12 protein-coding genes are annotated in these 13815 nt (G+C 64.6%); 2 read left to right on the top strand and 10 right to left on the bottom strand.

Features of this window, described 5'->3' with window-relative positions:
• Positions 1–36: 36 nt before the first annotated feature.
• The 7 genes from PQR42_RS35975 to PQR42_RS35945 form a co-directional block, all read right to left on the bottom strand.
• A complete protein-coding gene (locus tag PQR42_RS35975) occupies positions 37–1806 on the bottom strand; it encodes a methyl-accepting chemotaxis protein (protein WP_408384198.1) in 1770 nt (589 codons plus the stop codon).
• Positions 1807–2404: 598 nt separating this feature from the next.
• Positions 2405–3445 carry a LacI family DNA-binding transcriptional regulator gene (locus PQR42_RS35970; RefSeq protein WP_408221083.1) on the bottom strand — a complete coding sequence of 347 codons (1041 nt, stop codon included), beginning with the start codon at positions 3443–3445 and terminating at the stop codon, positions 2405–2407.
• A 168-nt stretch (positions 3446–3613) separates the two neighbouring features.
• Positions 3614–4657 carry an ABC transporter permease gene (locus PQR42_RS35965; protein ID WP_408221081.1) on the bottom strand — a complete coding sequence of 348 codons (1044 nt, stop codon included), beginning with the start codon at positions 4655–4657 and terminating at the stop codon, positions 3614–3616.
• Positions 4654–6252: a sugar ABC transporter ATP-binding protein gene (locus PQR42_RS35960; protein ID WP_408384200.1), complete on the bottom strand. Its 1599-nt coding sequence runs from the start codon at positions 6250–6252 to the stop codon at positions 4654–4656. Before PQR42_RS35960 ends, PQR42_RS35965 begins: the two co-directional genes overlap by 4 nt.
• Positions 6253–6554: 302 nt before the next feature.
• Positions 6555–7517, bottom strand: coding sequence for a sugar ABC transporter substrate-binding protein (locus tag PQR42_RS35955; protein WP_408384202.1), 963 nt, complete (start codon positions 7515–7517; stop codon positions 6555–6557).
• A gap of 444 nt (positions 7518–7961) precedes the next feature.
• On the bottom strand, positions 7962–8939 hold the full coding sequence (gene corA / locus PQR42_RS35950) for a magnesium/cobalt transporter CorA (RefSeq protein ID WP_408221075.1): 978 nt from the start codon (positions 8937–8939) through the stop codon (positions 7962–7964).
• Positions 8940–9119: 180 nt separating this feature from the next.
• A complete protein-coding gene (locus PQR42_RS35945; RefSeq protein WP_408384204.1) occupies positions 9120–9587 on the bottom strand; it encodes a hypothetical protein in 468 nt (155 codons plus the stop codon).
• A 370-nt stretch (positions 9588–9957) separates the two neighbouring features.
• On the opposite strand from PQR42_RS35945, the gene cydX reads away from it, so the two are divergent.
• Positions 9958–10107, top strand: a complete 150-nt coding sequence (cydX, locus tag PQR42_RS35940; protein ID WP_408221071.1) for a cytochrome bd-I oxidase subunit CydX — start codon at positions 9958–9960, stop codon at positions 10105–10107.
• Complete coding sequence (locus PQR42_RS35935; protein WP_408221069.1) at positions 10104–10724, top strand: P-loop nucleotide/nucleoside kinase family protein; 621 nt, start codon at positions 10104–10106, stop codon at positions 10722–10724. Before cydX ends, PQR42_RS35935 begins: the two co-directional genes overlap by 4 nt.
• Positions 10725–10854: 130 nt before the next feature.
• Here PQR42_RS35935 and PQR42_RS35930 read toward each other — a convergent pair whose 3' ends face one another.
• From PQR42_RS35930 to PQR42_RS35920, 3 genes are all read right to left on the bottom strand, one after another.
• A complete protein-coding gene (locus PQR42_RS35930; RefSeq protein ID WP_408384206.1) occupies positions 10855–11952 on the bottom strand; it encodes a saccharopine dehydrogenase family protein in 1098 nt (365 codons plus the stop codon).
• A 222-nt stretch (positions 11953–12174) separates the two neighbouring features.
• The gene (locus tag PQR42_RS35925) at positions 12175–12633 is read right to left on the bottom strand and encodes an Lrp/AsnC family transcriptional regulator (RefSeq protein ID WP_408221065.1); all 459 of its coding nucleotides are present in this window, start codon (positions 12631–12633) and stop codon (positions 12175–12177) included.
• A 148-nt stretch (positions 12634–12781) separates the two neighbouring features.
• Entirely contained in the window at positions 12782–13666 is an 885-nt protein-coding gene (locus PQR42_RS35920; RefSeq protein WP_408384208.1) for a LysR substrate-binding domain-containing protein, read from the bottom strand.
• Between the last annotated feature and the right edge of the window lie 149 nt (positions 13667–13815).

Here is a 13815-nt window from a genome sequence, read left to right as displayed (position 1 = left end):
GCAGCGCCGGGAATGAATGTTGCGACTGACTTCCGCTTAGAACGTTTCCCAATCCTGATCGCTGCCAGCGGTCGTTATCGCTTTAGCAGGCGCGCGTGCCGGTGCGGCAGCGGGCTGTGCCGTCGCGGCCGGCACCTTCGTCGCGGCTGCGGCTTGCGGTGCGGGTTGCGCGGCACGAGCGGGCGAGACCTTGCGGGCGACCACCGAACGCAGCGGTGTTGCCGCGCGCTTCGGCGGCGCACTCACGGGCGCTTTGTAACCGCCTTCTTCGAGTTGGAACACGGCCACCGCGGTACGCAGTTTGCCGGCCTGGTCTTCGAGCGACGACGCTGCCGCCGCGGCTTCTTCGACCAATGCGGCGTTTTGCTGTGTGACTTCGTCCATCTGCGTGACGGCGCGCGCTACCTGATCGATGCCGCTGCTCTGCTCTTCCGACGCCGCGGCGATTTCGCCCATGATGTCGGTCACGCGCTGCACCGCGCCGATGATCTCGGTCATGGTGCGGCCGGCTTCGTCGACCAGCGCCGAGCCCGACTGCACGCGCTCCACCGACGTGTCGATCAGTTCCTTGATTTCCTTCGCCGCCGCCGACGAGCGCTGCGCGAGGCTGCGCACTTCACCGGCCACGACCGCGAAGCCGCGCCCTTCCTCGCCGGCCCGCGCCGCTTCCACAGCCGCATTCAAGGCCAGAATGTTGGTCTGGAACGCAATCCCTTCGATGATCGAAATAATGTCGGCGATCTTGGCCGAGCTTTGATTGATGTCGCCCATCGTGCCGACCACCTGGCCGACCACCGCGCTGCCCTTGTTGGCGATCTCCGACGCATTGGCCGCAAGCGAGCTCGCCTGGCGGGCGTTGTCGGCGTTCTGCTTGACCGTGCCGGTCAGCTCTTCCATGCTCGACGCGGTTTCCTGCAGCGCGGAAGCCTGTTCTTCGGTACGCGAGGACAGGTCGATATTGCCGGCCGCGATCTGGCGCGTGGCCGTCGCGATCGATTCACTGCCGCTGCGCACGGTACGCACCGTTTCGGTGAGACTGCGCTGCATTTTGGCGATGCCTTCGAGCAACTGCCCCATTTCGTCGCGCGAGGTCACGACGACCGGGCGGCGCAGATCGCCTGCTGCAATCGCGTCGAAATGACCGAGGGCGGCATCGAGCGGCCGGGCGATGGCGCGGCTGAGCGTCAGGTACGAGATCGCCGCGGCCAGCACGCCGATCAGCAAGGCGCCCACGCTGACCATGCGGAACACTTCGAAGCTGCCTTGTGCGGCGTCGTAGCCGTCTTTCGCCGACACGAACTGGAATTTGCGCAGGGCATCATCGGAATTGGAGAGGTCGTTGTAGGCCACTTGCAGACGCTTGGCGCCGTCGACCAGCTTGGGCTGCTCGTTCGCGGCGACGATCGCCGCAAAGGTGTCCATCTGCTGATGCAGCGCGTCCCGTTTGGCGACGACATCCTGCGCGAGGCGGTCTTCATCCGGGTCGCGCGGCAGGTCCGTGTACTTCTTCCACCACGTGTCGGAGGTGGCGCGCATGGTGCGCGCGCGCTCGAGCGTCGGCGCCGCTTCCGGCGTGCCGATCATGAACGCCGCGCGGTCGAGCGCCAGCCGTTCGCGCGCCGCATACAGCTCGGCGTTGCCGATATTGACCGCGCTCGGCATGGCGTTGGTGAAGGTGTCCTTATAGGCATCGTTCGAACGGCCCATGCCGAACAAACCGAAGACGCCGATGGCGACGAGCAGCGCGGCGAGAAAAGCCATCGTGAGGCCTATCCGCGCCTTGATCGTAATGCCTTTGTTCAACATGCTTGTTCCTGTGCTTAACAAAATAAGAGGCTGCGCACGCAGCGCGGTTTGGCGTGTGGCATCTGCGTAATGGCGCTTTTTTATGCCGCGCTCTAATAGTCCTGTTTACGGCATGGTGACTGCGTACTTGAAGGATTTATATGGTATGAGGAAAGGCGCTGTAAGCAACCAGAAGGAATTACAAGGTACTGACAGGCTGTGGGTTTGCGGGCCGGTGATGCGGAACGGGCGCGCCGGTGGTTGAGGGATGGAAGCGAGGGATGGCAAGCCGTTACGACGGCCGCGACTGTGTGCTGACAGCGTCGCGCCGCGGGTTCTTAATACGCGAGCACAGCTAGCGCGCCACAAGGTTGAATCCGATCGGCCTGCGTTTTTGCTACGACGAGGGCAAGCGCTGCCGCCGAGGCGTTATTAAGCGCGAGGACACGCGCGCGATTCGCGCGCCTCGCTTGAGAGCACCTCAGCGGATCATCCGAACCGTTCAGTCCGCCGCGGACGAAAATCGAAGGCTACGTGTTGCGGAAAGCGAATCGCCCGGCGCGAACGGCCCGCGCCGCTAACCGCAAATGCGCGCATGAAATCCGCGCAAGGCGTCCAATCACGCCGCCAGATCGCGCTTGGCCGCGCCGGCCCAGGTCGCGGTGGACTCGCGCACGATCAGCCGCGGCGACACCACGCGCCGGCGGCCCGGCGCGCGCGGCGTGCCCGACGAGGTGCCGGCAATCCGTTCGATCAGCGTCTGCGCGGCCATATCGCCGAGCGCGCGCACCGATTGCCCGACGGTCGAGAGCGCGGGATAGGTGAAACGCCCCAGCTCGATATCGTCGAAACCGATGATCGAGCAGTCGCGCGGCACGCTGATATTGCGTTCCGCGGCGGCGCGCAACGCGCCGATACCCATCATGTCGTTGCCGGCAAAAATCGCCGATGGCTTGACCGTGTCGAACAGCTGCGCGGCCGCGCGGTGGCCGCCGGTGCCTGAAAAATCGCTTTCCACGATCGCATCGGGCGGAATCTCGATGCCGCGCTCTGTCATCGCGCGGATAAAGCCGTGCACGCGCATCGCGCTGACCGCCGTCTGAACCGGCCCGGTGATGCAGCCGATCCGTACGTGCCCCAGTTCGAGCAGATGCCGGGTCGCGAGATACGCGCCCTTCTCGTGGTCGATCTGCACCAGATCCGCGTTGAGCCCTTCGATGTTGCGATCCAGGATGACCAACGGCTCGTGCGAGTCGGCGAGCGTCTGCGCGAGCACGGCGTCGTCGCCGGCGGAAGCGACGATCAGGCCGTCGATGCGCTTTTCCTGCAGCACGCGCAGATAGTTACGCTGCTTGGCGGGATCGTCGTCGGAATTGCAGAAGAACACGCAGTAGCCGTTACGCGAGCAACCGTCCTCGATGCCGCGCGCCAGCTCCGCGAAATACGGGTTCGTGGTGTTGGGCACGACCAGCCCGATCGTCGCCGTCGCCCGTGCCTTCAGCGAGCGGGCCACCGCCGACGGAACATAGTGGAGCTGACGGATCGCGTGTTCGACCTTCGCGCGCACGTCCGCCGACACCGGCCGCGAGTTGTTCACCACGTGCGATACCGTCGTGAACGACACGCCTGCCGCAGCCGCTACATCCTTGATCGTCGCCATAACCTGTTGCTCTCCCGCCTGTTTTACCCGCCGGCCGCGCCATCTGGCGACCCACCGGACGTCTTCATCGAAGACACACCAAACCCATGAATTCTTACGCTTTACCGCTCATGACGCTGCGACTGCCTTCGTTGCGTTATTCTCCCGGCTTGCGGTGCCGGCCACCGGTCAGGCGCGCTTGCGGCGGCTGCGATACGTATCCAGCACCACCGCCACCACGATCACCGCGCCGGTGATCATGCGCTTGGTCGGCTCGTTCGCGCCGATCTGCGCGAGCCCGGCCGCCAGCACCGAGATGATCAACACGCCGAAAAAGGTGCTGATTACCGAACCGCGCCCGCCCATCAGGCTGGTGCCGCCGATCACCACGGCCGCGATCACCTGCAGTTCCACGCCCTGGCCCGCGTTCGGATCGGCCGCTTCCAGACGCGAAATCTGGAACAGCGCGGCCAGCCCGGAAAGCGCGCCCATCAGCGCGAACACGATGACCTTGTACGGCCGCGGATTGACGCCCGCGAGCCGCACCGCTTCCTCGTTGGTGCCGATGCCGACCAGATAGCGGCCGAACACCGTGCGCGTGAGCACCAGTTGCGCGATCACCATCACCGCCACCGCGATCAGGAACGCCGGTGAGATGCCGAGCGCGATCGGGTTCGACAGGAAGTCGAACGCGTCGCCGATATAGGCGGTACGCGAATTCGTCATCTGATACGCCATGCCGCGCGCCGCTTCGAGCACGCCGAGCGAGACGATGAACGACGGAATCCGCCAGCCCACCGTCACCGCGCCGGTGATGGTGCCGGTCAGCGCCGCCGCGGCGACGCCGAGCAGCGCCGACGGCAACGGCCCCCAGCCCCACTTCAGCGCGGCCACGCTCACCACCGACGCGCCCAGCGCCAGCACCGATCCCACCGACAGATCGATCCCGGCGATGATCAGCACGAAGGTCATCCCCACCGACATCACCACCAGATCGGGAATCTGGTTGGCGATCGTGCTGAACGTGTCGTAGGTCAGAAAGTGCGAACTCAGCAGCGAGAACAGCACGATCATCGCCAGCAACGCGCCGGCGAGCCCGAGGTAATTCGAAAAGCCAAGGCGTGTGCCGGCCGGTTTGCCGCTCGCGAGCGGCGCCGACGGATCGGCCGGCGGCGTGACGGTGCCCGTGCCCGGCTTGTCGCCCGATGCTTCCCGCAACGGTTGATCGTTCATGACAGACTCCCTGCTTCGCTGGTGTCGGGGGCGGCGTGCAGCAACGCGTCGCGGCTGCGGTAGCCGGCGAACGCCGCGGCCAGCAACGCATCCTGCGACCAGTTATCGCGCTCGAACACACCCGTCATGCTGCCCGCGGACATCACGCCGATCCGGTCGCAGATCAGCATGAGCTCGCGCAGGTCGCTCGACACCACGACGAGCGCGCGTCCTTCACGGGCCAGCGCACCCATCAGGCCATAAATATCGAACTTCGCGCCGACGTCGATGCCGCGCGTAGGTTCGTCGAATAACAGCACGCGGCAGTCGCGCGCCAGCCAGCGGCCGATCACGACCTTCTGCTGGTTGCCGCCCGACAGCTCGCCGACAATCTGCCCCGGCCCGGAAGTGCGAATCCGCATCGCCGCAATCTGCGTCTGCGCCAGCGCGTTCTCCCGCTTCGCATCGACGATGCCGTGCCGCGCCACGCTGCCGATATTGCCGAGCGACACGTTGGCCGCGATCGGCTGCGGCAGCAGCAGGCCTTCGCCTTTACGGTCCTCGGTGATCAGCGCGATGCCCGCGCGCACCGCGTCCGAGGGCGAAGCGATCTGCACCGGCGTGGGCGGCACACCAGGCGTTTGCGCTAGCGACACGGTGCCGCCGTCCTTCGGATCGGCGCCGTAGATCAGCCGCATCAACTCCGTGCGGCCCGCGCCGATCAGCCCGCTGATGCCGAAAATCTCGCCCGCGCGCACTTCGAACGACACCTCGCGCACCACCTTGCCGCGCGTGAGCCGGTCCACTTTCAACAGCGGCGCGCCGATGTTGCGCACGCCCAGATCGATCCGCTCGCCGAGTTCCCGGCCGACCATCCATGTGACGATTTCGTCGCTGGTCAGGTTGGCCATGGCATCGACATGCACCAGTCGCCCGTCGCGCAGGACTGCGATCTGCTCGGCCACCCGCGCGAGCTCCTCGAGCCGGTGCGAGATGTAGACGAGCGCCACGCCGCGCGCCTTCAGCCTGTCGATCTGCTCGAACAGCAGATCGACTTCGCGCGCGGTCAGCATCGCTGTCGGCTCGTCGAGGATCAGCACGCGGCAGTCGTCGATCAGATTGCGCGCGATTTCCACCATCTGCTGATGACCGATACCGAGTTCGCCGACCAGCGTGTCCGGATCGATCGCGTCGAGGCCCACCTGCGCCATCGCCTGACGGGCGTCCTCGCGCAGCTTGCGCCGGTCGATCCAGCCGAAGCTGAACGCGCCGACCCGCGGCAAGCGGTTCAGGAACAGGTTTTCGGCCACCGACAAGGTCGGCAGCAGATTCAGCTCCTGCATCACCATGCGCACGCCGAGCGCCTCGGCTTCGGTGCGGCTCGCCGGCGCATAAGGCGTGCCGCCGAGCTGCATCGTTCCGGTGGTCGGGTCGACCAGGCCGCCGATGATTTTGGACAGCGTACTCTTGCCCGCGCCGTTCTCGCCCGTCAGCGCCAATACCTCGCCGGCGCGCAGCGACAGCGAAATGTCGGTGAGCACCGGTTCGGCGTAGGTCTTGCCGATGCCGCTGACAGACAGGACGGCGGGCACGGCGTCGTGGTCGGTTGAATCCATCGCAATCCTGGTTCCGGGGCGGTGGCCGCGGCCTCATGCGATTCGCTCGAATGAAGCCGCAGCCGCCCGCCCCGTGTCATGCCGGCCCAATGCGCGGAATGCGCAGGCGCTAACAGCCACGCACCCTCCCGTCGCGCGGCACCGTCATGACGCTTACCTCTGGAATTAACGGCGGCGCGGCAGGTTTCTTGAGCGTTTATTGAATAGACGCGGGTTTGCGAGCGTATGTCATGCATTGAGCACGAACCGGCGCCGGCGCAAACCCGCGTACCCGACTTACCCCGGCACTGACCGGGCAATGCTTACTTCGTAACCAGATCGCACGGCGTTTCCACCACGCCCGACAGATCCGCCTGCTTCTTGTGTTCGCTGAGGGCCTTCAGCGCCGTGTCGATACCGAACACGGCCTGCTTGGCGGCGTACTGATCCGCCGTGGCAAGCACGCGGCCGTCCTTGAGCATCGGCTTGATCGCGTTGATGTTGTCGTAGCCGACCACCAGCACCTTGCCCTGCTTGCCCGCCGCGCGCACGGCCGAGACCGCGCCGATCGCCATGTTGTCGTTGCCGGCGAGGAGCGCCTTCAGATTCGGGTATTCGTTGAGCATGGCCGACGCCACCGCGTTGCCCTTGTCGATTTCCCATTCACCCGATTGCACCGAGACGACCTTGGCGCCCACCTTCTGCATCGCGTCCTTGAAACCGGCAGTGCGCTGCTGCGCGTTGGTGGTGGTCGACACGCCTTCGATGATGCCGACCTCGTCGCCCGCCTTCAGCTTCTTGGCCAGGTAGTCGCCGACCTTCTGCGCGCCCTTGCGGTTATCCGGGCCGACGAACGGCACGTTCAGGTCTTTCGACTTGAGCACGTCCGGGTCGAGCCGGTTGTCGATGTTCACGACGATGATGCCCGCGTCCACCGCCTTCTTGACGACCGGCACCAGCGCCTTCGAATCGGCCGGCGCCAGCACGATCGCGTCGACCTTCGAGACGATCATCTGCTCGACGATGCGGATCTGGTTCGCGGTATCGGTCTCGTCCTTGATGCCGTTGGTGATCAGGTCGAACTGCGACGGATTGTGCTTCTGATAGTCTTTCGCGCCCGTCTCCATGGTCAGGAAGAACTCGTTGGCAAGCGACTTCATCACCAGCGCGACCTTCGGCTTATGAGCGGGCGAGCTCTGCGCGTACGCGGAGGAAAACGGCAAGGCGGCGGTGGCGGTGGCGAGGACGGCGGCCGTCAGGATGCGGCGGCGAATGCGTTGGCTCATGCATATCTCCAGGGTCTGTCAGGCTCGCGGCGGAGCCTTATTTTTAATTAGTGCGCAAACGTTTGCGAGGCCCATTTTCAGCGCAGTCTATTCTGATTGTCAACGGTGCGCGGTGTTGCAGTGCATCCGCGCGTGGCGACGCGCAGCGGTGCTGTGCGCCCGGTCGAATCGGAGCGGCGCGCTGTTGCAGCGCGCCGGCAGACGGCGTGTGGCAAAGGGTTCCTCGCTGGGTCCGTGCGTGGCAAATTTGCCGCCGGCTGCAAGATCATAGGCCGACGGGCCGCCTATGCTGGACTTTTATTGCGCGCGGTGCAAGCGGGGACAACGCCGGACGGTCCGCGGGTGGATCTACTGCGGGATCGAGGTGCAGGCGCGGTGTCGCTCATTCCGGCCGGTGAGAGCTGGATGAAGGGCGGCGCCCACGGACGCCGCCCCGCCCGCTCTTCAAAGCCAGCCGGCCTTGCGGAATCGCCAGTACAGCACGAGGTCGACGGTCAGCATGACCATGAGACAGATCGGATAGCCGTACTGGTAGTGCAACTCGGGGATGCTCTGAAAGTTCATCCCGTAGATGCCGGCGATCATGGTCGGCACCGCGAATAGCGCCGCGAACGAGCCGAGCCGTTTGGTCACCTCGCTCTCGGCCAGCGAAATCATGCCGAGATTGACCTGCACGGCGGTGACGACCATTTCGCGCCGCCCGTCGATGATCCTGACGATCCGCTCGAGGTGGTCGTAGACATCGCGAAAGTACGCCTGCATGCCCTCGCAGACGCTCGGAATGCGGCCACCCGTCAGTTTGCTGATCGCTTCCTGCAATGGCGCGATATGGTGCTGCAGAATCACGAGGCGGCGTTTGAGCGAGTACAGATCCTGGATGATCGCGCGCGACGCCGCCGAATTGTTGCGGTCGAAAATGCGGTCTTCGAGCGCCTCGATCTCGCTGTTCATCGCCTCGATGATCGGGAAATAACGATCGACGATGTCGTCGGCAAGCGCATACAGCACGAACGCCGCGCCCTCCTTGAGCAGTTGCGGCTCGCGCTCGCAGCGGGCGCGCACGTTCTGAAAGCCGATGCGCGTGCCGCGCCGCACCGAGAGCACATAGTTGCTTCCCACGAACACGTCGACTTCGCCGATCAGCAATTCGCCCTCTTCGTCCATCTCGACCGTGTGCATCACGGCGAACAGCGACTCGCCGTACTCCTCGATCTTGGGACGCTGGTGGCCGTTCTGCGCATCTTCGATCGCGAGTTCATGCAGACCGAACTCGTGTTTCATCACGGCCAGCTCACCCGGGCCCGGGTCCTTCAGCGCCACCCAGACAAAACATTCGGGCCGCGCCACGTAGTCGCTGATGCTATCGATGTCGATGTCTGCCAGCTTCCGGCCGTCCTGATAGGCGGCGCAATTGATCAGCATGTTTGGCTTACCTTGAAAACGGAACAGACCGGCCGGACGCTTACGATACGTAAGCCTGACGGCGAATCTGCATGAACGAACTTACTTTAGCCGCCATGTTAAGGGCTATGCGCGAAGCTCATGTATCGAATTGTTAAGCCGCGCGGATGCCGGTGCGCCACGCCCACGAGACAGAGCACGCTATTGCGCGACCCGGCGCAGCGCGATGCGGTGATCGTCGCCGAACGTGACCGAGGCGCGGTTCGTGTAGCGCGTATCGGCCGTCACCGTGAAGCGCACTTCGACGACCGGATCGAACTGCGTCGACACAGCGATGCGATGCACGCCCGGGCTCAGATAGAAGACCACATGCTCGCCGTTCATCAGATCGGTGACCTGTTCGCCGTCGATATACACCAGGGCGTCGCGAAAGCGGACAATCACGTCGCGGGAACGCTCACGGCGGACATCCACGGCGACGAGCCCCGTCCCCGGTTCCGTGTAGCCGGGCTGGACGATGCGCGCGGCCGGCACCGGCTTGAACGGCACCGGTTCGGCGGGTGTCGAGGCGCAGCCGGCGAGCACGCCGAGGCTCAGCGCGGCAAGCGCGCCTAGCTTCGCCAATGCGACCCACACGGCTTGGCGGTGGTGATCCGGACGCGTCGGCATGGTGGGTCTCCCGTGTTGTTAGTTGTGGTCTTGCTTTCGTGCTTCTACTTTCTCATGGGCATGCAGGACGATGCCTGGCCATCCTGATTGCTGCCGCTCATTGCCAGCACTCAAGCTTTGCCATGCATGATAGCAACGCGCGCCCTTTCCGCCAGCCTGGCCGAACGGACGACCCCGCAGCCTCTTGCATGGCGCCGCGTTCTTCTTCATGATCGCTGCAAAGGGCGGTCCCGTGGGCAGCCGCGTGCGGTATTTCCGTTGCGGATTTACCCCGGGTTCCAGCACACGCCACTTCTGCCGGCTTCGCTTTACCGACTATCCGCAACGCTTCGGCGCCGGACCTGCCCGACATACGACCAAGGAGACTGCAATGTGGTATTTCACCTGGATTCTCGGCATCGGCGTGGCGTTGGGCTTCGGCATCATCAACGTGATGTGGCTCGAGGCCGGCGACAAGTTCACGCGTGACCCGCCGCGCGCGGGTGCCGTACCCGCCACGCCCGAGGACACGCCTTCGTGACTCATCTGGTTTTCTTCTGCGGTCACGCGGGCACTGGCAAGACGACGCTCGCCAAAAAGCTGCTCGGCCCGCTGATGAAAGCGAGCGCCACGCCCTTCTGCCTGCTCGATAAAGACACGCTTTACGGCGGCTACAGCGCGGCCGCCATGGCCATGCTGACTGGCGACCCGAACGACCGCGACAGCCCGCTGTTCCTTGAGCATCTGCGCGATCCCGAGTATCGCGGCCTGCTCGATACCGCCCGCGACAACCTCGAACTCGGCATCAGCGCGATGGTGGTCGGGCCGCTTTCGCGCGAAGTGCGCGAGCGGCGCCTGTTCGATCGCGCGTGGCTGGGAGTCGGTGCGGACGTGACGTTACGGGTCGTGTGGGTTTATACGTCGGAAGAGACGGCGCATCGGCGAATCATGGAGCGCGCCAATCCGAACGACGCCTACAAACTCGCGCACTGGGACGAGTATCGGCAGCGCCGCTTCGTGCCCAGCGGCGATATCTGCGACGACCTGCTGATGTTCGACAATACCGCGCCGACTTCGGCGGATCATGAAGCCCTGCTCGCGCGCATCCTGGGCGGGCCGCAGGCAGCGGCGACGATCATGCCGCCGGTGCCCGTATAGCATAGGTGCCAATAAAAACGCCCCGTATAACGGGGCGTTTCCTCGGCTCTCTGCGGAGCCGTCTATCCTGCTCGCGGCGGACCATTCACATCGCCTGCCGCGTTGTCGCACGGCCCTCGGTGCCGATCCCTCAGACAGTAGCCATCGTCTCCAGCGACTGCCCTTCGTACAACTGGCCGAAGCGGTTCGCGAGGAAGTCGCGCAGCGACACCTGCTCCTGACGCACGAAGCCCTTTTGCGGCAGCTTCTGTTCGCGGAACAGATCGAGCACCGCGCACATCGCGCCGGCCGTGGTGATCTGGATCGCGCTCATCGGCACGCCGCACACCGTCTTCGCAAAGATCTTGCGGGTGAACACTTCCTGCACCAGTTGACCATCGCGCATGCCGCTCACCGTGATGAACACCAGCACCACGTCCTGCGCGGTGGACGGCACCGAACGGCGCATGATGTTCTTGAGCGTGTCGCGGTCGCTGGCAAGACGCAGGTCTTCGAGCAGGAACTGCATCAGGTTGCGGTGGCCCGGATAGCGCACCGACTTGTAGTCGAGCGACTCGACCCGGCCCGACAGCGTTTCGCACAGCGTGCCAAGGCCGCCCGAGGTGTTGAAGGCTTCGTATTCGGTGCCGTCGAGCGAGAAATGTTCGAGACCTTCGAGCGGCTGCACCCACTGCGTGCGGCTGTCGCGGATCGCTTCGCACGGCTGGCAGTACTCGTTGATCAGACCGTCGACGCTCCACGTCAGGTTGTACTTCAGCGCGTTGGTCGGGAATTCCGGCAGCGCACCCACGCGCATCTTGACGTCGCGGATTTCCGTGAAGCGGTTCGCCAGTTCGTGCGCGGCGATGCCGATGAAGCCCGGCGCGAGACCGCACTGCGGCATGAAGGCGTGGTCGGCGTCGTCGGCGATCGCGCGGATCGCATGGGTGGCGCGCACGTCTTCCGTCAGATCGAAGTAATGCACGCCCGCGCCCTTGGCCGCCGAGGCCACGTTCACGGCGAGGTAATACGGCAGCGCATTGACGAGCGCGTCGAAGCCTTGCACGGCGGCGCGCAGCGCGGCGGCGTCGGCGGAATCCACACGGCGGGTCGGGATGCCCTGGGCGGCGAGTTTGTCGAGCGCGTGCTGGTCGCGGTCGAACGCGACGACGTCGTAGTCGCCGGTTTCGCGCAACATGTGAGCGATGGTGTGACCGATCAAACCTGCACCAACGATAGCTACTTTCATTGCGCTTCTCCTTTTTATGTGTGCTGTCTCCAGCTTCGGAAGTGCGCTGCGCTTGTGGCGCGGCGCCCTGCGGGCTGAACCCTTGAGCAACAGTTTAGGGAGAAGCAAAAACAGTTTATACGCGCAAAATGCTGCGCTATGACCATGAAGTTCGACGTTATGACGAACGTGTCAGTCGATATGTCGAAAACTTGTTAAAACGGCGTAAACGTCGGGCCGCGCTCACACCATGCCGCGATCGATCTTGCGCGCGAGGATGATCGAAGTCGTGGTCCGCTCCACGCCTTCCAGCCCGCCGATCTGATCGAGCAGATCGTTCAGACGATCGGGCGAATCGGCGCGCAACCACGCAACGTAATCGAACTCGCCGCTCACCGCGCACAGCAACTGCACCTCGGGCATCTTGCCGAGGCGCTTCTGCACGGCCGGCCCATGCTTTGGCGCGATGATGATGCCGACATAAGCCACGATGCTCGAGTCGAGCACGTCCTGGCCGAGCCGCACGCTGTACCCGGCGATCACGTTGCTGCGCTCGAGCCGCGCGATTCGGGCGATCACCGTGGTGCGCGCCACGCCCAGCTGGCGAGCGAGATTGGCGACGCTCTCGCGAGCGTTGACTTGTAGCAGCGCAACGAGGTTGCGGTCGAGGTCGTCGAGTTGGTCGAGGCGCGGAGGTCTCATCGAGGGAAAAGGAAGTGGCTCAGGTGAGGCGGATTATCGCGCGTCTTCTGCGACAAATGGAGAAGTCACCAAACCGGCCACCTTGAACATCATGAGCGAAATGGCAGGCGTTCCGCGCGTCACGGACGCATCGCATCGGCCGCCGGACTCATGCACCGAACCGTTCGATCACGAAATCGATAAAGCTGGTGAGCTTGGGCGTGGCGCGCCGATCGCGCGGATATAACAGATGGACCGGCGCGCCTTCGGGCAAATAATCTTCCAGCACCGACACCAGTTCGCCGCTGGCAATCTCCCTCGCGAGCAGCGCCTCCGGCTGCAACACCAGCCCGAAGCCGCGCAATGCGGCCACCTTGAGCGCCTGGCCGTTGTTCGCGCGAAAGCGGCCGGCGCGCAACTGACACTCGGTCGCGCTCTCGCCGCCGAGGCGCCACAAACCTTCGCGGCCCCAATGCAGAAACCCCAGGCATTCGTGATGCATCAAATCCTCCGGCGTGCGCGGTGTGCCGGCGCGCGCCAGATACGCCGGCGACGCGCACGCGCGCATCCGGTACGGCTTCAACGGCCGCGCGACGAAACTCGAATCAGGCAACTGGCCGATGCGCACCGACGCGTCGAAGCCCTCTTCCACCAGGTCGATCATACGGTTCGACAGATCGAGCTCGAGCGTGATATCCGGCCATGCGGTGAGGAACTCGGTCATCGCCGGGGCGAAGACTTCCACGCCGTAAGTGAGTGGCACGGTCACCTTGAGCACGCCGCGCGGCGCGGCCGCCATCGCCTCGGCGAGCGACTCGGCTTCCTTGACATCGGCCAGGATGCGCCTGCATTGCTCGTAATACTGCCGGCCGATCTCCGTCAGACTTTGCCGCCGTGTCGTGCGCGTCAACAGCCGCGTGGCGAGCCGCGTTTCGAGCGCACGGATATGCTTGCCCACCATCGCCGACGATATGTCGAAGCGCTCGGCGGCCGCCGTCAGGCTACCCGCCTCGACCACGGCGACGAAGATTTCCATGCTGACGAATTTATCCACCCGCTATTTCCTGTTCGTTTCGGTTGTAAGCGTTTGTCGCATAAGAGCCGCATTGTAGGGATATCGTGATACTAATAGCGGGGACGGCAAAGTGGGCAGCCGGCCGCCGTGCATCATCATGACCCGCGCATGACTAACGCACCAGGGGC

This window comes from Paraburkholderia sediminicola (assembly GCF_046027355.1).
In the GTDB taxonomy this organism is placed as follows: domain Bacteria; phylum Pseudomonadota; class Gammaproteobacteria; order Burkholderiales; family Burkholderiaceae; genus Paraburkholderia; species Paraburkholderia sediminicola_B.
The sequence above is the reverse complement of the archived record's forward strand: the minus strand, read 5'-3'. Positions and strand labels throughout refer to the sequence as shown.